Below are 19,848 nucleotides of genomic sequence, written 5' to 3'. Positions count from 1 at the left end.
AGACCAGATTTTGCTGGGTAGGGTGATCCGTGTTGCCGCGGGGCTCGGCACCGAGTCAGGAGCGGGGGTGGGGACGGGTGTCGATACCCGCACTGCAGGCCATGGAGCGCGCCCGGGCCGCCGGAGGCCGCCTTGTGGACTTCACTCAGCGGGAGAGCCGCGGCATCGGACAGGTGTGCCCGTGGGACTTGGTGGTAACCATCGGGCCGGAGCCCGAGGACCTTGATGCGGCAGCCTGGATCATCGCCGACGAGATCATGCGGGCCCGTACCGACCTGGACGACCTTGCATACCGGCTCTGGCGCGACAGCGCCCTGGCCGGCACCCCGCTGACCGGCCCCGATCGCGCCCACGTCCTGCTCTACGCCGGCCCGGTATTCGAGGCCAACGACACCACCGGCATTACTGGCTACGTAGGCGAGTGGCTCTGGTATCTCTCCACCCGCGACCTTCCCCCCGAGCCGGGGCGCAGCGTGGAGATCCTGGACCCGCCCTCATCGACGGTGACGGACAGCGGGCCGGACGGGCTGGTGATCCACCGAGTGCCCGGCAGCGAGCTGGGGTTCGTCTTCCGGTTGTGGGAGATGAAGAAATTCACCGCGGAAAAGACGAAGCCGAGCGACACGATCCGCAAGGCATGGCAGCAGTTGAACACTTGGGGGGCGCGGTACCTGGGTCAGATCTCGTGGGGAGGCCGGGAGCTGGCCCCCGACACCCGGGAGTTCGTTGCCTCAATAGCTCGGCAATGGGTGGACGCGAAGGCGTCGGGGAACGGCGGGGTCAGCATCGCTCTCGACGCCGAATACATCCCGGACACGGCCTTCGAGCGCTCGCACCAGCACTTCACCACCCACACCCACCCGGGCGCGCTGCAGGGCGTAGTGGTGGCGATCGAAGACCTTGAAGACTTCGCGAAGGACGTGAGGAGGTACGTGTGGAGCGCACTCTAGACCTGGAGGTACTCGCGTCCGCGCTCGGCGAGCACCGGGCGGGCGGGGTGCTGCCCAGCGCACGGGACCTGCTGGCGGCGATGACCGAGCTAGAGGTCGCGGCCTTCCGCGGTGAGCGGGAGATCGAGGACGAGACCCTCGCCACGGCGTGGTACCTGCACGGGCTCGCGGCGCTCGCCCCGGAGACTCCTGGCTACGACGCGGTGCAGGTGCGGCGAGCCTTCGCCACAAGCGCGCACCTGATGGACCTCGCCCTGGGCGACGAACGCAGACCCGAGGCTGAGCGGCTCCAGATCGCCTTCGCCGCCCAAGCCGGATACCGGCGCAGCGAGCAGGACCCGAACGCCACCGCCGTCTACCGGCAGGTCCACGCTCTCGTTGACATCACCGGTGAACTGCGCGGGCACATCGGCACCCTGTCGGTAGAGGTCGGCGTCATCTTTCTCGGCTTCGACCGCCCAGAGCTGGGCCGGGCGCTGCGTGCGTGGAGGCGGCAGCTGCGTGGGGTGAGGGCAATGATGCGCCGCGAGTCCCTGGCGGGGACCATGTACGGGCCCGCAGAGGCCGTTGTGGAGGCCGTCTTCCACCTGTACCAGTTCCTGGCAGTGGGCGAGGAACGGGATCTGTTGGCGGCGCAGCGGCTGCTGCGGGACGTGATGACGCAGGCGGCCGGCGGGGGCGACCGGCTCGCGCGGTGGGTTGCCGCGCATCTGTACCAGCTGAGTGGGGAGATGGCGGCCAGCAGCCTGTACCAACTGCTCCCCCCGGGCACTCCCCGGGCAGTGTCGCGGAGCTTCGCACTGTCGGAGCCGCCAGTGATGACGCTCTGGCCGCCGCAGCGCCAGCTCCTGATGCTCAAGCGCGGCAATCCGCTCGACCCGGCGACGTCTCGAAGCCTGATCAGTGTACCGACCAGCGCGGGCAAGACGCTGATGGCGCAGCTGGTGATCTGCTCGCACCTGGCGCAGCGCCCCGGGCGCGTGGTGTACGTGTCGCCGATGCGCAGTCTGGGGCGGGAGATGCGCGGGACACTGCGGGGCCGGCTGCGGGTGCTCGGGCGGCGCCTGGCTGCAGAGCAACCGGATTTTCCGCTGGGCACCTGGACCTCCTCGGCCCAGCCGGACGGCGGGGACGTGGAGATCGTCACCCCGGAGCGGCTCATGCACATGATCCGCAACCACCCCGGCGAAGCACTGGCGGAGGTCGGGCTGGTCGTCGTCGACGAGGCCCACCACCTGGGCCAGGGGCGGCGCGGCTTCGTGCTGGAGAGCCTGCTCACGCTGCTGCAGGCTCGCAGGGACATCCGACTCGTGCTGCTGTCCGCGGCGGTCGGCAATAAGGGCGACATCGCCTCGTGGCTCGACCCGGAGCGCCCCGAACGGGAGGTCTACTTCACCGACACCTGGCGGGGCCCGCGCCGGATGCACGGGCTCATGTATCCGAACCTCATAGCGGAGCAGGCCGAGTTGACGGAGCGGCGACCGACGGCAAAGCATGCCTCGCCGGTGCTCGCCACCGTGCCCGTCGAGACCCTCCTTGATGTCCGGCCGACCGCCTCGTCCGCCATCGCCCGACTGACTACCGGAGAGGTGGGCACGCGGCGCTTCGCCGGCTCCGCAGGCCGGTGGAACGCGCGGACCCGTCTGCCAGGCGGGATCGCCGACTACCAGGTCTTCGCCGCTGGCGCCGCGGAACTCACTGCGGTCGGCAGCGTGCTGATGGTCGTCGGCACCCGGCGGGCAGCCCGTGACGCGGCACTCGCCATCGCCGAGTGCCTGCCCGAGCGGCCCGAAGCCGAGGCTCTCACCGACTACCTCGCCGACACGCTCGGCACGGAACACCCGCTAGTGCGCTGCACCCGGCACGGCGTCGCCTACCACCACGGCGCCCTGCCCGAGGATGTCCTGCACGCCGTCGAGGGCGCGCTGCGTCGCAACGAGCTCCTGGCGATCGCCAGCACCAGCACCCTCACCGACGGCGTCAACCTGCCCGTGCGTACCGTCATCATCCACCACAAGGTCGACGGCGACCCGCTCACCTACGACGGCCAGCGCACCCTGTCCCCCGCCGAGCTCCTCAACGCCATCGGCCGCGCCGGGCGGGCCGGTCGGGAGAGCGAGGGGTGGATCTTCCTGACCCGCCCCTACCCGCCCCGCCCCGACGAGTTCGACTCCCTCAACCCCGACCCGGAGCAGTTGCGCGTCGTTTCCGCACTGCTGACCGACGAGGCCCTGACCGCACTCGCTGACGCCGAGGACACCCTGCGACAGGACGCTGACGGAGTCTTCGCGCTGGCGGATGGTATCGCCGCAGACTTCGCCTCGTTCGTCTGGCTCGTCCTGCAGCTCCACGCTTCCTCGCCGACGCCGCAGGGCAATTCCATCGACGCCCTGGACGCACTGTTCGCCCTGTCCCAGAGAGGCAACGGGCGGCAAACCAGCCGGTGGCTCACCCTCGCGGACAAGGTTGCCACCGTGTTCGAGACCACCGACCCGGCCCAGGCCGGCCGGTGGGCCGCCACCGGCACCAGCCTGGGGTCGGCCCGCTACCTCGACTGGCTCGCGAACCAGTTGGCCGTGCTGCTCGACCGGCACACGGTGGACGACGCCATCGGAGGCGACCGGCTCGCCGAACCGGAGGAGTGGTCGCTGCAACGCACCCTCGACTTCCTCACCGAGCACCAGGTCTTCGACCGTCTACTCGACCACGTCCCGGAGGTCACCAAGACCTGGGGCTTCAAGGACAAGGAGACACGGGGCACACAGATGGACGTCCCGATCGCCCCCGCGCTCCGCGAGTGGATCTCCGGCACCACGATCCCCGACCTCGCCCGTTCCTGGCAGCCCGGCGTCGCTGCCGGGTGGGCGCTCGAACAGGCGGTACGCAACATCAGCACCGCCTTCGGGCACGCCCTAAGCTGGACCGTCGGCGCCCTCATCAACCTGGTCAACACCAGTCCCGTGCTCTCTCCCGGCGTACCCAGGCTCAACACGCACACCGCCTGGCACATCCGCCACGGCGTCGACACCGAGCAGGCCCTGACCCTGCTCACCTCCGGCATCACCTCCCGACGCATCGCCCACCTCCTCGGCCGCGATGCCGCCCGCCTGGGGCACCGGTCGGCCGGCCTGCGGCAGTGGACCGCCCAGCACCACATCGACGGCTGGACGCGGCAGTACGAGGCGAACGACTACGAGGTCCAGGACCTCCTCGACTACGTCCGAACCCCCTCCGACCCGATCAACCAGCTCCTCGACAACCGCGCCGCCACCACCCCGCTAACTCGGCTGGCAGCAGGGACACCCGACGGCCCGGTCAGCGTCGCACGGCCTAGCGAGCGCCACCCCACCATCCGCGTCGGCCGCGACCGCCGCCGGGTGGCGACCGTGCCCGCCGACCGCCACCTCGATGTCCTCGCGATGCTCGACAGCGGCCTCGACCTCAACCACCGGCTCCACAACGGTCAGCTCATCACCACCCGGCGCGCCCGGTAGCGCTTGGCCCTGTCGCAGGGAACCAAGCGCGGGGACTGCGGTTCAAGGGGAGGGCGATGACCGCAGAGTCACCGACTTGCCGCCGCCCGTGGAGGCGTTGACACGGAAGTACGGGTGCCGACGGTTACCGGTATCCACGGATCGCTGCGCTCATGAGGGCGGCTCGTGGGTTGGGTCCGTCGGAGATCTTTGGTCCGCGAATGGTCCGGCGGGAACTCCCCTGGACGCCAGACTGTAGCTCTAGAAACCCAATTGATTACAGTGAGTATCTTCTATGACGGGTTGCCTGGAGCCCAACGATGCCTCCAAGCAACCCGACTTCAGGCTCTAGAAGAAGCCAAGCTTCTGAGGGCTGTAAGAACAAAGAATGTTCTTCGTCTGCTGGTAGTGCTCCAGCATCATCCGGTGGTTCTCGCGGCCGATGCCCGACTGCTTGTAGCCGCCGAAGGCGGCGTGTGCCGGGTAGGTGTGGTAGCAGTTCGTCCAGACACGGCCCGCCTGGATGGCGCGGCCCGCGCGGTAGGCGGTGTTCATGTCGCGGGTCCAGACGCCCGCGCCGAGTCCGTACAGTGTGTCGTTCGCGGTCTTGACCGCGTCGTCGAAGTCGCTGAACGACGTGACCGCGAGAACGGGGCCGAAGATCTCCTCCTGGAAGATCCGCATACGGTTGTGGCCCTGGAAGATGGTGGGCTGGACGTAGTAGCCGCCCGCCAACTCGTTGTCGTAATCGATCCGCTGACCGCCCGTCAGGACCTTCGCGCCCTCCTGCTGCCCGATGTCCACATACGAGAGGATCTTCTCCAACTGGTCGTTGGAGGCCTGCGCCCCGATCATCGTCGCGGTGTCGAGCGGGTTCCCCGGCACGATCGCCTCGGTGCGGGCCACGCCCGCCTCCAGGAACTCGTTGTAGTGGCCGTCCTGGATGAGTGCCCGTGACGGACAGGTGCACACCTCGCCCTGGTTCAGCGCGAACATGGTGAAACCTTCGAGCGCCTTGTCACGGAAGTCGTCGTCGGCGGCCCAGACGTCGTCGAAGAAGAGGTTCGGGCTCTTGCCGCCGAGCTCCAGGGTGACCGGCTTGATGTTCTCCGACGCGTACTGCATGATCAGCCGCCCCGTCGTCGTCTCGCCGGTGAAGGCGACCTTGGCCACCCGGGGGCTCGACGCCAGCGGCTTGCCGGCCTCCACACCGAAACCGTTCACGATATTGACCACGCCCGGCGGCAGCAGATCGGCGATCAGGCTCATCCAGAGATGGATGGACGCCGGGGTCTGCTCCGCGGGCTTCAGTACGACGGTGTTCCCCGCGGCCAGCGCGGGCGCCAGTTTCCAGGTGGCCATCAGGATCGGGAAGTTCCATGGAATGATCTGGGCCACCACACCGAGCGGCTCGTGGAAGTGGTACGCGACGGTGTCGTCGTCCAGTTCGCTGAGCGAGCCCTCCTGGGCGCGCAGCGCGCCCGCGAAGTAGCGGAAGTGGTCGATGGCGAGCGGGATGTCGGCCGCCAGGGTCTCGCGGACCGGCTTGCCGTTCTCCCAGCTCTCGGCGACCGCCAGTTCCTCCAGGCGCTCTTCCATCCGGTGGGCGATCCGGTTGAGGATATTGGCGCGCTCCGCCGCCGGGGTACTCGCCCAGCCGGGTGCCGCGCCGTGCGCCGCGTCCAGGGCCCGCTCGACGTCCTCGGCCGTACCACGGGCGATCTCGGTGAAGGGGCGGCCATTGACCGGGCTGGGATTCTCGAAGTACTGCCCGCGGGCCGGCGGGACGTACTCCCCGCCGATCCAGTGGTCGTAGCGTGACGCGTACGAGACGATCGCGCCGTCGCTGCCGGGTGCTGTGTAACGGGTCATTTCGGTGGCCTCCCGGTTTCCGCGGCGCCCGCCGTTGGACGCCGCACGTCGGACAGTAGGGACCGGTACGTTGCAATCAGGTTGCCGTGGGTGCGGTGGACGGCGGGTCCGCCGCCCCGGAGCGGTGTGCTTCGACCGCACCCGTACGTTCGCGCTGGACGAGCCAGTAGTACGTGAAGCCGCCCGCGGCGACGACGGCGGCGAAGAGGAGCACGCCCCAGCGCGGATACCAGGGGAAGGGCGGCTCCGCGCCGTGGACCTCGGAGCGTGGCCAGGCGAGATTGGCCGACATGCCGATGCCCCAGAGGACGGCGAGGAGATTGACCGGCAGCCCGAACCGGCCGAGCGAGAAGTGCCCCTCGGACGTCGGCTGCCAGGTGCCGCGCAGCCGCCGCACCAGCATGGGGAGTGTGACGGTCAGACAGGCCAGATAGATCATGACGACCGCGACACCGCTGATCACCGAGAAGATCCGCGGCTGATTGACGTTGATCACCAGAACGCCGACGGCGACCAGGCCGGTGACGATCGCGGGTACCACCGCGGTTCCGGACCGTGGACCGACCCGGGCGAGCAGCGAGGCGGCGGGCAGAGAGTTGTCGCGGGCCATCGCGAGGACCAGCCGGATCCCGGCCGCCTGGACCGCCAGCGCGCAGACGGTGATGGCGATGACCACGCACCACAGTACGGTCGCGCCGACGGTCGGACCGAGGGTGGAGAGCACCACGAACTGGAGACCGTCCACGGAGAGCCGTGCGGAGTTGAGATCGGGCACAGCCAGCAGGGCGAACAGGAGGACGAGCCCGCCGATCAGCAAGCAGACGACAAGGGCCCGCAGAAGCGCGCGCGGTGCGTCGCGGCCGGGGCCGGGCGACTCCTCACCGAGCGAGTTTTCACGGGGCGACCCCTCACTGAGCCACTTCTCGCGGGGCGACCCCTCGCGGGGCGACCCCTCACCGGGCGACCCCTCACCGGGCGACTCCCCACCGGGCGATGACGACGCCGTGCCGAATCCGTACATCACATAGGCGGAGGCGAGTGCGGCGGTCAGAAAGGCGCAGACATGGCCGAGCGACTCACCGACGCCGTAACCGGCTGTCCGGTCGATCACCTCCGGTCCGTGCGTGAGATGCGAGGCGAGCAGCGCGATCAGGGTGAGGGCGGCGATCAGTTCGACCAGTAGGCCGGCGGAGCTGATCCGGGCCATCAGCCTGACTCCGAACACGTTCACCAAGGTGGTGAGGACGATCAGCACCGAGCCGAGCAGTACGGCGTTCGCGGCGGCGTCGGTTCTGCCTGTGCCGGTCCCCACGAACTGGAAGAACTCCGAGATCTGCGGCAGGGTGATCTGGTAGGCGAGGGCGACCGCGGAGAGGGAGACCATGGTGGCCGTCACCATCATCCAGCCGCCCAGCCAGCCGATATGCGGACCGCCGAGCGTCCTGGCCCAGTTGTGGACCGAGCCGGCGACCGGACAACGGGCGGCCAGCTCGCAGAAGCACAGCGCCACCATGAGCTGGCCGAGGAAGACCATCGGCCATGACCACCAGTAGCCGGGCCCCGCGAATTCGACGCCGAAGTAGAAGAGCTGGAAGGTGCCGGTCAGGATCGAGATGTAGCTGATCCCGGCGGCGAAGGTGTGGGAGCTGCCGGTGTGGGAGTAGCCGAGGGCGCGCTCGGGTTCCGGCCCGGGTCCTGTACTCACCCGAACCACCCCCGCGGCCTCGGCGGGGGATCGCGCCGCACATGCCCGATCTCCCGGTGCTCCGCCGGTCCGGGGAAGCCCGGCTCGCGGCCGAAGGCAAGAGCCTGATCGTCCGGCCGCGCGCCGCCGCCGCGCGGTACCGCGCCCTCGGCCCATCCGCCGCCGATGAACAGCTCCGGCATGACACTCCTTCGTATCGACACACACCGTGGTGCCTGTGAACCGAGAGTAAGGAGATCGGGATCGGTTCGCAGTGTGGGGGACGGTGGCCGGTGGGCACGCCACCTCCGCTCGCCGATGGATCCGGTAAGGCTCCGGCACGTCGAAAATCCGTTGCCGGACTCCCGTACGGCCAACGCGTGGAGAAAGCGCTTCCTGTCGACCGAGCTGCGCCGGAGAGACGTTCACCCCTCTCCGGGTGAGAACCCTTTACACGCCCCGGGCGCTGACGTAAGACAAACAAGGGATTGTCATGGTCCGCACAAGCGCAACACCGTGCTGCCCGGCCCTGGCCACCGTCCGGCGCCCGCACAGGCACCGCCCGGCACCCCCACGTACCTCACGCTCCACCCGCGCGTACCCCGCACGGACCGGAGAGAGCCCGAAGAGAGACGGAGAAGACACCATGTCCCAACCGCCCCACTCCGCCACCGACTTGTCCGCCCCGCGCCCCCTCACCCGGCGGCGGGCCGTCGCCGCGCTCGCCGTCACCGGCGTGGGGGCCCTGGTCTCCGGATCCGTGGTCTCCGGGTCCGTCGCGTCCGCGTCCGCCGCGCCTCCTTCCGCCCGCCGCCGGGCACGCCTGCTGGCCGCCGAGCGGGTCGACGAACGCACCGTGAACCTGCGGATCGAGTCACCCGCACTGGGCCGCACCGCCAACGCCACCGTGCTGCTCCCGCCCGGCTGGGACGATTCACCCACCCGCCGCTGGCCCGTGCTCTATCTGCTGCACGGCTGCTGCGGCGGCCCCGGCTCCACCGGCTGGGGCAACGCCGCCGCCATCACGGCCGATACGCCTGCCCTGATCGTGACGCCGGAGGGCGGCCCGGCGGGCTTCTACGCCAACTGGTGGAACCAGGGCCGGTACGGCGCTCCCGCCTGGGAGACCTTCCACCTCACCGAGGTCCGCCGGATCCTGGAACAGCAGCTGCGGGCCAACGACCGCCGCGCCGTCGCCGGACTGTCCATGGGCGGACACGGCGCGCTGTACTACGCCGCCCAGTATCCGACGCTCTTCCGCGCCGCCGCGTCCTTCAGCGGACTCGTCAACACGGCGCGCTACACGACCGGGATCCAGAACATCGTCAGGGGACAGGGACTCGAACCACTCGATCTGTGGGGCGACCCCACCGCCCAGGCGGCCCTCTGGCGTGGACACAACGCGTACGAACTCATCTCGCGCCTCCCTCGTGGCTTCCCCGTGTACGTCAGCAGCGGCAACGGTCTGCCCGGCCCGTTCGACCCGCCGGACCGTACTCCCGACGCCCTGGAGGCGGTGCTCGACCTGATGGCGGGGGACTACATAGCCCGTGCCCAGGCCCTCGGCCTGAACGTCACCGCCGACCGCTACGGCCCCGGCACCCACACCTGGCCCTACTGGGAACGCTCCCTCACCCGCGCACTGCCGATGCTGGCGGCCGCCATCGGCGCGACCTGACTGGCCCCGGCCGGCGGACGGGTCGGCGGCCCGGCCCGGTCGACGGCCCGGCCGCAGCCGCGCCGAACGCCCGGTGCGCCCGTACATCCGTGCGCCCGGTGCGCCGGTGTGCAGGTGCGCCGATCCGCCCGTACATCCGTAGATCCTTGCGCCTGAGATGCCCGTACGCGGAATACCCCTGGCGCCTTGGCGCGATCCGCGTCAGGGCCGCTGCCACGCGTCCAGTTCACGCACGCGCGCGAGCGCGGCGGGCCGCTGCTGTACGGGGAGTACGGACGCGAGCGCCCGCCAGACCGGGAGATCGTCCTCGCCCCACGGGCTGTACGCCCAGTCGGCCAGCAGCCCCGGGTCGCCCCGGGCGATCAGTGCCGCGCGGAGCTGGTCCGCGAGGCGCCGCCGCAGCCGTACCACGGTGGGCGCCTGCGAGCCGGGCAGCAACGGCCCCTCGTACGCGCTCAGCGCGGCGGCCACCGAGCCCGAGGCCAGCCGCCGGGCCACGGTGTCGAAGTCCGCGTCGACGCGGACCGCCAGCCGGTACGGGCGCGAGCGCAGCAGCCCGGGACCGAGCAGTCCGCGCAGCCGGGAGAGTTCGGCGCGCAGCGTGACCGGGTTGACCGACTCGTCCTCGTACAACTCCACCAGCAGCTCATCGCCGGTGGCGCCCTCCGGACGCCGGGCGAGCAGGGTCAGGATCTCGCTGTGCCTGCGGCTCAGTCTGACCTTGCGGCCCGCCGTGATGAGCAGCGCTTCGTCACGGCCCAGCGCCGACAGCCGTACGGAATCGGCTGCGGGCGGCGGGGCGAGCAGGGCGAGCTGCGATTCGGCGGCCCGTGCGACCGCGCCGACGAAGGCCAGGCTGTGCGGATGGGCCAGCCGGTCCCCGCCGGTGATGTCCACCGCGCCCAGCAGCCGTCCCGTGTACGGATCGTGGACGGGCGCCGCCGCGCAGGTCCAGGGGTGGACGGGCCGCTGGAAGTGTTCGGCGGCGAAGACCTGCACGGGTCGGTCCACGGCGATCGCGGTGCCCGGCGCGTTCGTTCCGGTCACGGCCTCCGACCAGCGGGCCCCCGGGACGAAGTTCATCCGGCCCGCGCGCAGCCGGGTCGCCCTGTGCCCCTCGACCCACAGGAGTCTGCCGTGCGCGTCGCACACCGCCATCAGATGCTCGCCGTCCATGGCGTACGCGCCCATCAGTTCACGGAACAGCGGCATCATCCGGGAGAGGGGATGCGCGTCACGGTACGAGGCGAGTCCGTCGTCGGTCAGCTCGACGCGTGCCGTGCCCTCGGGGCTCACCCGGGCACGGGCGGAACGCCGCCAGGAGGCGGCGACCACCGGCCGTACGGGCCGCTCGACCCGGCCGGCGGTCGCGAACGACTCGTGCGCCCGGCGCAGTACGCCACGGTGCTCCGCCGGATCGGTGCCCCCTTCGAGGGCCACCCAGGTGTCGGACAACACGGCCTCCCCGGTCGGACGGGCCGGACTCGACCATCGTCACCCCGGCGACACCGCCCGGCAAGCGTCCTGACAGCCGCCGGACGGTGTGATGCCCGCGCCTCGCCGCCCGGCGCGACGGCGAACACGCGACATCCGGCGGGAGGCCGTCAACGGGAGGCGACGATCGGGGGATCAGGAGGCTGCCCGGTCAGCCCCCGGTCAGCCCGTGGGCAGTACGGTCGCCGTCTCGCGAAGATGGCGGTGCAGCCCGCGATGCGGTTCACCGGCGGGCAGCCACTCCTTGCGGATCTTCGCCACACAGGTGTAATTGGTGTCGCAGACATTGGCGAGCGGAGCCTCGCCGGCCTGGCTGACGAGCTGATACGCGTCCAGCTCCGACAGCCCGTAGTCGCGGTTCAGCCACTGGACCAGATCGAGCTGGGAGATACGGAAGGCGTCCTCCAGGGGCCGGGCCGAGCCGGTCGACATGATGTGCGTGTCGGACTCGATACGCGGCCAGGGAGTCGCGACGCCCTTGAGCAGTTCGACGATCACCACCGTGTTCATGGCGCACTCGACGGCGACCCCGCAGGTCTCGCCCTCGCCCTGGCGGGCATGCCCGTCGCCCAGACTGAGCATCGCGCCCTCGACATTGACCCCGAGATAGCAGGTGACCCCGGCCCGCATCTCCGGGGTGTCCATGTTCCCGCCGTGCGCGTCGGGTACGAGAGCGGACCGTACCTCCAGATTGGCCGGGGCCACCCCGACCGTGCCGTGCATCGGGTCCATCGGCAGCTCGATCTCGATATCGCTGTCGCGAGCGCTGAACAGACAGGTGCCGCGCGCCCGGTCGAGCTGCCACATCCAGACGACCTCCGGGAGCGGCGGCTGAAGCGTGGCCGTCGTGTGGGTGGAGGTGAGCGCGCCGAAGAGCGGCACGGTCGTGGACGCGGCCCAGTCCCGGGCGGGCCGGATCGAGACGAAGTGCACGGCGAGCGTGTCGCCGGGCTCCGCGCCCTCGATATGGAAGGGGCCGGTCTGCGGATTGAGGAAGGGGAACTCGCAGACCTCGGACACCAGGTCCTTCTCGGACCGTACGCGCCCGGCGAAGCAGTCCTCGGTGAACAGATCCAGGACCGTACCCGGGGTGATGCGCGCGACGGGCGGAGCGCCGCCGAAAGTCCAGGCGTACTCGCCCTTCTCGGGGCGTACGGTCAGGATTCTGGGGTCACTCATGGGCGGGCTGCTCCCGTTCTCGGCCGGCGGAGATACGCGGCCCTCACCGTACGGCGACGGGACACACGGACGGAAGCGGCTACGACCAGGCTCTTGGCCGGTGTCCCTGCCTTCCGCCCCCCGTTCCTGTCCCCTCCCCGTCGGATCTTCCTCGGCCGTCCGTCCCCGTTCCTGTCCCCGTCCTCGCACCCGTCCTCGTCGGACCTTTCTCCGCCCTTCTCCGCCCTGCCCCGGGCCCGCCCCAACTTTCCGTGGGCTCTCCGTCAGCCCTCGTCCAGCGCGTCCGCCAGGGCCGCCGCCGGATCGTGGGCGGCGGGACCCGCCGGGGCCCAGCGTCCGCGCTCCTTCCGGTAGGGCCACCAGCGTCCGTCGCGTCCGTACCGCAGTTGTGCCGACGCGTCGGCGACCGACCAGCGGCCCGCGCCCATGGCCCGGAGCAGGGGCCGGTCCCCGTCCTCCCAGGCGGTGTCGAGAGCCGCTCGCGCCCGCGCGAGGGCCTCCGGCTCCGGTGTCCAGTCGTCCTCCAGTACGGCGAGGGCCGCCGCGCCACCGAGGCGCCAGGCGCGTACGGCGAGGTCCAGCTCCGCGCGCTGCCGGCCGGTGCCGGCGGCGAGCCGTGCCAGGAGACGGGTGTCGGAGGTCGCCGCGGCGAGTCGGACGCTGTCCTGACGGAGCGTCAATTCAGCTTCCGGTGGCTGCTGTTCATGATCGGGCGCGAGCGCGTCGGACAACATGCGCAGGGCCCGCGCCGCCGCGTCCGTGGCCAGGAACTCCAGCACGTCCGCGTCCATCTCCGGCGGCCCATCGGCTCCGGACGACGGGCCGGCCGTAAGTGACGGATCCGTCTCGGCGTCGAGGGCCGGAGGCTGTCCCGGCTCCCGTGGCACCGGCGGGGGAGCGGGCAGCGGCGGCAGTATGTCCCGTGCCGCGAAGGCCGTCACGGCGTCCACGCCCGCCGCCTCGGAGGCCGCCGCCTCCGCGTCCGGCGTCTCGCCCTCCGTACCGCCGGCTCGCGCGCCGCCGGCCCGCGACGCCCGCGCGACACTGCGCACATGCAACTCGTCGAGGAGCCGGCGCTCGCTCCTGCCGCGAATCAGCAGCAGGACGAACGGATCCTGGTCCAGCAGCCTGGCCATCTGATAGCAGAGCGCCGCCGAGTGCGCGCAGTGGTCCCATGCCTCGCAGCCGCACTCCGGCTCCAGGTCGCCTATCCCCGGAAGCAGTTCGACCCCGGCCGCCGCCGCGTCCTCGACCAGGTGCGGTGGCATCTCCCGGTCCAGCAGCGCCGCGATATGGCCCGCCCGGTCCACCGCCATGTCCAGGAAGCGGTCCCACTCCTCCTCGCTCAGCCGCTGCAGCAGCACATCGCTGCGGTACGCGGTACCGTCCCGGTCCTGTACGACCGCGGTGATCCTTCCCGGCCGTACGGTCACGGCACCCACCGCGCCCTCGCGGGCGTGTCTGCGTCCCGTCGCCAGTGGCGCGCCGTCGAGCGCGGTCTCCTCCAGCGCTTTGAGCCAGGCCTTGCCCCACCAGGTGTGGGCGAAACCGCGGCCACGCGGGGGCGCGGGGGCGGCGAAAGTGCGCTCGACGTCGTCCCGGGTCTCCCGGCTCTCCCGGATCCCCCGCATTTCCCGGGTGTCCCCTCGGTCCGTGGCGGCGGTGGGATCCGTGGGATCCATGTAGTCCGTTTCGTCCCTGTCGTCCGTGTAGTACGTACCGCTCATCGCGCGCTTCCTCGCAGCTCCACCAGATCCGCCAGCTCGGTGTCGGTCAGTTCGGTCAGGGCCGTCTCGCCGGAACCGAGCACCGCGTCGGCCAACTCCTTCTTACGGGCCAGCATGTCGGCGATCCGGTCCTCGATCGTGCCTTCGGTGATCATCCGGTGCACCTGTACGGGCCGGTCCTGGCCGATGCGGTACGCGCGGTCCGTCGCCTGCGCCTCCACGGCGGGGTTCCACCAGCGGTCGAAGTGGACGACATGCTCGGCGCGGGTGAGATTGAGCCCGGTGCCCGCCGCCTTCAACGACAGCAGGAAGACCGGCACTTCACCGTTCTGGAAGCGGTCCACCATCGCCTCGCGCTCGGGGACCGGTGTGCCGCCGTGCAGAAACTGGGTGGGCACACCGCGCGCCGCGAGATGCTGTTCGAGCAGCCGCGCCATCTGTACGTACTGCGTGAAGACCAGCACACTCGCGCCCTCGGCCAGGATGGTGCCGAGCAACTCGTCCAGCAGATCCAGCTTTCCCGAGCGGTCCGCGATACGCGGCCGCTCCTCCTTGAGGAACTGCGCCGGGTGGTTGCAGATCTGCTTGAGTCCGGTCAGCAGCTTGACGATCAGCCCGCGCCGCTCCATGCCGTCGGCCGCCGCGATCGCCGCGAGGGTCTCCCGTACGAGCGCCTCGTACAGTCCCGCCTGCTCGGGGGTGAGGGAGACGGCCCGGTCGGTCTCGGTCTTGGGCGGCAGCTCCGGCGCGATGCCCGGGTCGGACTTGCGGCGGCGCAGCAGGAACGGGCGTACCAGCGCGGCGAGCCGCTCGGCCGCCGCCGGGTCGTCGCCGCTCTCCACGGACCGTGCGTACCGGGTACGGAACGTGCCAAGTCGGCCGAGCAGCCCGGGAGTCGTCCAGTCGAGGATGGCCCACAGCTCGGAAAGATTGTTCTCCACGGGGGTGCCGGAGAGCGCCACCCTCGCTCGGGCACCGATCGTACGCAGCGCTCTGGCGGTGGCCGAGTACGGATTCTTGATGTGCTGCGCCTCGTCGGCGACGACCATGCCCCAGTCGGCACCGGCGAGTCCGGCCGCGTCCAGCCGCATCGTGCCGTAGGTGGTGAGGACGAACTCCCCCGCTTCGAGGCTCTCCAGGTCACGTGTGGTGCCGTGGAAGCGCCGTACGGGCGTGCCGGGTGCGAACCGTTCGATCTCGCGCTGCCAGTTGCCCATCAGTGAGGCCGGACAGACGACCAGGGTCGGACCGGCGGCCGAGACGTCGGTCTGCCGGTGCAGATGGAGCGCGATGAGGGTGACGGTCTTGCCGAGGCCCATGTCGTCGGCGAGACAGCCGCCGAGGCCGAGCGAGGTCATACGGTGCAGCCAATTGAGCCCCCGGAGCTGGTAGTCGCGCAGGGTCGCGGTGAGCGCCGCGGGCGGGCCGATCTCCTGTTCGTCGCTTCCCGTCCGCTCGGGATCGGCGAGACGGTCGCGCAGCCGGGCGAGCCAGCCGGTGGCCGCCACCTCGACCCGGCGCCCCTCGACCTCGGTCGAGCCGGTCAGTACGGCGCCGAGGGCGTCGAGCGGGGTGATCTTGCGGTTCTGGCTCCGCCGGGCGCGCCTGGCCTCCGCGGGATCGATCAGCACCCACTGCCCGCGCAGCCGGACCACGGGGCGGCTCGCCTCGGCGAGTTGGTCCAGCTCGGTGCGGGTGAGCCGCTGATCGCCCAGCGCGAAGAGCCAGTTGAAGGAGAGCAGGGCGTCGGCCGAGAGGAAGGCGGGCAGATCGGTGCCGGTCGTCCGGTACGGGCCGTGTTGGTCGTCCTGGACGTTCCGGATGTCCTGACCGGTCTTCCCCCGCCAGGCGCGGTCGGCGTCGCTCTCCGCCCGGCCGCCGGGGACGGGCGGCGCGGTGTCGTCGGGGCCGATGACCGCGCGTGCCGTCAGTGTGCGGGCCAGTTCCTTGGGCCAGTGGACCTGGACGCCGGTCGCGGCGAGCGCCGTGGAGGCTTCGCCGAGGAGATCGGTGATGTCCTCGTCCGCGAGTTCGATGGCGTCCGGTACGGCGGCCGAGAGCAGCGGGGTGAGCGGTGGCCAGGCGCGGGCGGCGCGGCGCAGGGCGAGCAGGGCGTCCATCCGGGCGCGCGGGCCGAAGGCCGTACCGGTGGATCCCGTACCCGACCACACGGCGGAGGCGTCGGCGACGACCGTGGGGTCGCTGACGCTGTGCATCTGGAGTACGGCACGGAAGACGAGGTCCGCCCCGGCCGTCTCAACGGCACCTGGAACTGGACCCGGACTCGGACCCGTACCTGGACCCACACCATCTGCGGGTCCAACTCCGGAGCGGGGACCGGGGTCCGCGACTCGCGCGTCCGGCACCCGGGGGTCCGGGAGGCCGGGCAGTTCGACGCGGAGGGAGAGCCGTACGCCCGCGTCATGGCCGGCGGCCACATCGGCCGCCCATCCGCGCAGCTCGGGGAACCGATTGGCCCGCACGGCGGTGAAGGCGGGTCCCGCGGCGGCGAGTTCGGCGGCGGGTGTGCGAGGGAGCCCGTCGACCACCGCGTCGAGGAAGTCCCGCAACAGCCGCTCGGGCGCGGGCAGCAGGAGCGATCCCGGTGGCGCCGTACCGAGAGGGACGGCATGGGCGGAGGGCGGCATCGAGGCGGCGAGCGTACGGATCCGCTCCAGATCCTCCCCGGTCAGCGGCCCGGCCCGCCACGCGTCATGGTCCGTCCCGGTGAGACCCGGCAACAGCCGTCCGCGGGCCGCGAGTTGCAGAGCCAGCAGGGTGGCAGCGCCCCAGAAGGCCGTCGACGGCGAGGCGTCCGCGCGAGTCCGGGCCCTGGTCAGCAGCGGAAGTGCCGCTGCTACGGGCATCAGGAGCGCTCCGACCGTGAGAGGGTGGCCATCGGTGTCGACGACAGCCAGCTCCTCCACGGAGCCCGGTGCGGACGGCGGCTCCGCGCCGTCGGGGTGCCAGTGGGCGATCCGGCCGGTGCGGGCCGGGTCCGCGGGCAGAAAGACCGTGGAGCATCGGGCGAGTTCGGAGAGCCGGGAGGGCGTTGCCGCGGGGAGCCTGTGCACAGCGAAGACGCATTCCTCAAGTTTGACTACTGCGGGTCGGAGCCGCCGAGGGTACCTCACCGCGAAGCCACGCGGGAGCGGCGCCACCGTGACCTGACTCACGCCTGGTCGACGGGGTGTAGCCAGCACCACCGTCGACCCCCGGGAAGCCCCCGCCTTTTCCGGGTGGTGGCCTCATGGTCGCCGGAGTTCCCTCCCCGTACGTTTCAAGAGGTCAGCGCCGTCGGCGCGACCTTCCCCCGCTGGACATCGGCCTAGAGACCGGAGACCGACATGCCCCAAGCCGCCACCGCCCCCGTCGCGGAGCCCATACCCGACCCCGTCGTCGGCCGCGCGGGCGGTAGCGACTTCGCGCCCCTGCTGCGGACGGTGAGGGAACAGGGCCTTCTGGAACGCCGGGCCGCCTGGTACGCCCGGGGGATCGCCGTCAACTTCCTCTTCCTCGGCGCGATCGTCACGGGAATGGCGCTTCTCGGCCCGTCCTGGTGGACGCTGCTTCTCGCACCGCCGCTGGCCGTCCTGTCGGCACGGATGGCGTTCGTCGGCCATGACGCGGGACACTGCCAAGTCACCGCCGACCGTGGCAGGGGCCGGCTGGTGCAGCTCGTCCACGCCAATCTGCTGCTCGGAATGAGCCAGGAGTGGTGGAACGACAAGCACAACAGGCACCACGCCAACCCCAACCACATCGACAAGGACCCGGATGTCGCCGCCGACATCCTCGTCTTCACCCAGCATCAGACGGCCGGCCGTTCCGGTCTGCGTCGCTGGCTGACCAGTCACCAGGCCTGGCTGTTCTTCCCGCTCACCACACTGGAGGGCATCGCCCTCAAGGTGTACGGCTTCCGGGCCGTCTTCACCGGATCCTCAGGGCCCGAGGACGACAGCATGCCCGCCCGTAAGCGCGTGGTGGAGGGGCTGCTCCTCACGGCCCATGTCGCCGCCTATCTCACGCTGCTGCTCACCACCATGACCATCGGCCAGGCCGTCGTGTTCGCGCTGATCCACCAGATGCTTCTCGGTCTCCATCTGGGGATGGCGTTCGCGCCCAACCACAAGGGCATGGAGATGCCCGACCCCGAGAACAGCGAGGGCTGGGGCCATCTGCGCCGGCAGGTCCTCACCTCGCGCAATGTGCGGGGCGGCATGCTCACGGACTGGTTCCTGGGCGGGCTGAACTATCAGATCGAGCACCATCTCTTCCCGAGCATGCCCCGCCCCCATCTGCGGCTCGCCCAGCCCCTGGTCCGTGCGCACTGCCTCTCGCTGGGCATTCCGTACACCGAGACGGGACTCATCGAGTCGTACCGGCAGGCGCTCGGCCATATGCACCATGTCGGCGAACCGCTGCGCTCGGGCGCATAGTGGAACTGGCGGACCCCGGTGTGCGTTCACCGAGCAGGAGCGGCTCTGCCGCGCAAGGAGGCGTCGATGTCGACAAGGACGAAGATCGTCATTGGGGGAGTGGCCGTAGGCCTTCTTCTGATGCCGCTGATCGGGTTCTGGTTCTCGCTGCTGGTGGTTCTGGGAGTGCCCGCCGCCGCGTATCTGATGCTGGACCCGTCGCAGCGCCGCAGGCTGCGCCGTATCAGCCGGAAAGAGATAGGCCGCTGAGCCGGCGGGAGCCCGGGGGACACGGTGCGATGTCGGCGCAAGCCGAGGCGCGATGACGACGGCCTGACCGTGCGAGCGGTCAGGCCGGCCGTACGGCCATCTTGTCGAGCGCGGTGAGCAGCGCGGGCAGTTCGGTGCCACGGCCGACCGGCAGGACCTCGCCCGGCTCCTCGTCCAGCAGGACGAAGGCCATGTCGTCGGTCCTGGCGACGAACGACCAGCCGGGGCCGTCGGCGCGCAGCGTCCTGGCCTCGCCCGGGGCGAAGCTGGAGCGGACACGCCCGAGCGGCGGGGCCGATTCGACATAGGAGCGCAGCTCGTCCAGTACGTGCCGTACCCCCCGATGCGCGGAGGCCGCCGATTCCCGGTCGCTCTCCGCGCTGTCGGGGGTCTCGGCGTTCAGCGTCCTCGCGTTCGCGGGCCTGGCGTTCGCGGTCTCCGCGTCGGGGGTCGCAGGCACCGCACCGGCGATCCGCTCCCGCCATACCGCCCACTGAAGGGCGACCTCGTCCGCGCCGAGCCGGCGCTGGGCGGGGCCCCAGCTGTCGGTGTCGGGTGGTGTGAGCGGACGCCAGGAGCTGTCTCCGTGGCCGTCGGCCTGCCCGCTCCCGTCCGCTTCCCCGCTCCCGTCCGCTTTCCCATTCCCGTTCACATCGCCTTCCTCGGAGCCGGGCTCGGGGTCGTGCGGGGCGGGCAGGCCGGGCGCCCGTACGGACAGGGCGAGGGGCCAGCCGGGCAGCGCGCGGACCACGGTCCGTTCCCCCGGCGACAGGTCGTACGCGATACCGCAGTCCCAGGACGCGATCGCCACGGCGACCAGCGAGACGTCGTCCACCACCACCGTCCAGCGGGCTCCCTCCGCGTCCTGGCCCATGACCAGGCCGTATCCCCGGGTGTAGGGCTCCAGCCCGAGGGCGGCACAGGCCTCCGGATAGTCGTCGCCGAGCACGGCGGGGAATCGCGCGGGTGTGAGCAGCGCGGCGGTCAGCACATACAGCGGGTCATCGTCCACGGAGTCGTCCGTTCCGGCCACGGCACCTCCCCATCCGATCCGTTGTCGGCGCACCCTAGCCAGTGGGTGACGCGGACGTCGAGAGTCCGGA

General features: G+C 71.0%; 13 protein-coding genes. 5 read left to right on the top strand and 8 right to left on the bottom strand.

The features are described from left to right. Positions 1-134: 134 nt before the first annotated feature. Together OG214_RS01805 and OG214_RS01800 are read left to right on the top strand one after the other, a co-directional pair. Positions 135-950, top strand: coding sequence for a hypothetical protein (locus tag OG214_RS01805; RefSeq protein WP_405983501.1), 816 nt, complete (start codon positions 135-137; stop codon positions 948-950). Beyond that, complete coding sequence (locus OG214_RS01800; protein ID WP_405983500.1) at positions 935-4,444, top strand: DEAD/DEAH box helicase; 3,510 nt, start codon at positions 935-937, stop codon at positions 4,442-4,444. Before OG214_RS01805 ends, OG214_RS01800 begins: the two co-directional genes overlap by 16 nt. Positions 4,445-4,771: 327 nt before the next feature. Here OG214_RS01800 and OG214_RS01795 read toward each other — a convergent pair whose 3' ends face one another. The 3 genes from OG214_RS01795 to OG214_RS01785 all read right to left on the bottom strand — a co-directional run bounded on the left by OG214_RS01795 (position 4,772) and on the right by OG214_RS01785 (position 8,182). Then, positions 4,772-6,295 (bottom strand): aldehyde dehydrogenase family protein, encoded by a 1,524-nt coding sequence (locus OG214_RS01795; RefSeq protein WP_405983499.1) that lies wholly within the window; start codon positions 6,293-6,295, stop codon positions 4,772-4,774. 76 nt (positions 6,296-6,371) lie between these two features. Continuing rightward, positions 6,372-8,009 (bottom strand): APC family permease, encoded by a 1,638-nt coding sequence (locus OG214_RS01790; RefSeq protein ID WP_405983498.1) that lies wholly within the window; start codon positions 8,007-8,009, stop codon positions 6,372-6,374. Next, entirely contained in the window at positions 7,997-8,182 is a 186-nt protein-coding gene (locus OG214_RS01785) for a hypothetical protein (protein WP_405983497.1), read from the bottom strand. Before OG214_RS01785 ends, OG214_RS01790 begins: the two co-directional genes overlap by 13 nt. Positions 8,183-8,625: 443 nt before the next feature. On the opposite strand from OG214_RS01785, the gene OG214_RS01780 reads away from it, so the two are divergent. Then, on the top strand, positions 8,626-9,657 hold the full coding sequence (locus tag OG214_RS01780; protein ID WP_405983496.1) for an alpha/beta hydrolase: 1,032 nt from the start codon (positions 8,626-8,628) through the stop codon (positions 9,655-9,657). Positions 9,658-9,858: 201 nt separating this feature from the next. On the opposite strand, the gene OG214_RS01775 is transcribed toward OG214_RS01780, so the two are convergent. The 4 genes from OG214_RS01775 to OG214_RS01760 form a co-directional block, all read right to left on the bottom strand. Next, the gene (locus tag OG214_RS01775; RefSeq protein WP_405983495.1) at positions 9,859-11,112 is read right to left on the bottom strand and encodes a GAF domain-containing protein; all 1,254 of its coding nucleotides are present in this window, start codon (positions 11,110-11,112) and stop codon (positions 9,859-9,861) included. 201 nt (positions 11,113-11,313) lie between these two features. Continuing rightward, positions 11,314-12,330: an acetamidase/formamidase family protein gene (locus OG214_RS01770; protein ID WP_405983494.1), complete on the bottom strand. Its 1,017-nt coding sequence runs from the start codon at positions 12,328-12,330 to the stop codon at positions 11,314-11,316. 263 nt (positions 12,331-12,593) lie between these two features. After that, positions 12,594-14,057 carry an SWF or SNF family helicase gene (locus OG214_RS01765; RefSeq protein WP_405983493.1) on the bottom strand — a complete coding sequence of 488 codons (1,464 nt, stop codon included), beginning with the start codon at positions 14,055-14,057 and terminating at the stop codon, positions 12,594-12,596. Then, the gene (locus OG214_RS01760; protein ID WP_405983492.1) at positions 14,054-17,131 is read right to left on the bottom strand and encodes a DEAD/DEAH box helicase; all 3,078 of its coding nucleotides are present in this window, start codon (positions 17,129-17,131) and stop codon (positions 14,054-14,056) included. Before OG214_RS01760 ends, OG214_RS01765 begins: the two co-directional genes overlap by 4 nt. Positions 17,132-17,404: 273 nt before the next feature. Here OG214_RS01760 and OG214_RS01755 point away from each other — a divergent pair, with 273 nt between their 5' ends. Together OG214_RS01755 and OG214_RS01750 are read left to right on the top strand one after the other, a co-directional pair. Then, positions 17,405-18,496 carry an acyl-CoA desaturase gene (locus OG214_RS01755; protein ID WP_405983491.1) on the top strand — a complete coding sequence of 364 codons (1,092 nt, stop codon included), beginning with the start codon at positions 17,405-17,407 and terminating at the stop codon, positions 18,494-18,496. Between the two features lie 66 nt (positions 18,497-18,562). Beyond that, positions 18,563-18,745 (top strand): hypothetical protein, encoded by a 183-nt coding sequence (locus tag OG214_RS01750; protein ID WP_363086148.1) that lies wholly within the window; start codon positions 18,563-18,565, stop codon positions 18,743-18,745. A 79-nt stretch (positions 18,746-18,824) separates the two neighbouring features. Here OG214_RS01750 and OG214_RS01745 read toward each other — a convergent pair whose 3' ends face one another. After that, positions 18,825-19,778: a hypothetical protein gene (locus OG214_RS01745; RefSeq protein ID WP_405983490.1), complete on the bottom strand. Its 954-nt coding sequence runs from the start codon at positions 19,776-19,778 to the stop codon at positions 18,825-18,827. Positions 19,779-19,848: the final 70 nt, after the last annotated feature.

This window comes from Streptomyces sp. NBC_00872 (assembly GCF_045161915.1).
In the GTDB taxonomy this organism is placed as follows: domain Bacteria; phylum Actinomycetota; class Actinomycetes; order Streptomycetales; family Streptomycetaceae; genus Streptomyces.
Note: the sequence above shows the minus strand (reverse complement) of the source record. Positions and strands in the feature narration are given on the sequence as shown.

Excerpts from the sequence above, each read along its gene's own strand:
- OG214_RS01795 (WP_405983499.1), bottom strand. The coding sequence starts at position 6,295 with ATGACCCGTTACACAGCACCCGGCAGCGACGGCGCGATCGTCTCGTAC.
- OG214_RS01785 (WP_405983497.1), bottom strand. The coding sequence starts at position 8,182 with ATGCCGGAGCTGTTCATCGGCGGCGGATGGGCCGAGGGCGCGGTACCG.
- OG214_RS01780 (WP_405983496.1), top strand. The coding sequence starts at position 8,626 with ATGTCCCAACCGCCCCACTCCGCCACCGACTTGTCCGCCCCGCGCCCC.
- OG214_RS01770 (WP_405983494.1), bottom strand. The coding sequence starts at position 12,330 with ATGAGTGACCCCAGAATCCTGACCGTACGCCCCGAGAAGGGCGAGTAC.
- OG214_RS01765 (WP_405983493.1), bottom strand. The coding sequence starts at position 14,057 with ATGAGCGGTACGTACTACACGGACGACAGGGACGAAACGGACTACATG.
- OG214_RS01755 (WP_405983491.1), top strand. The coding sequence starts at position 17,405 with ATGCCCCAAGCCGCCACCGCCCCCGTCGCGGAGCCCATACCCGACCCC.
- OG214_RS01750 (WP_363086148.1), top strand. The coding sequence starts at position 18,563 with ATGTCGACAAGGACGAAGATCGTCATTGGGGGAGTGGCCGTAGGCCTT.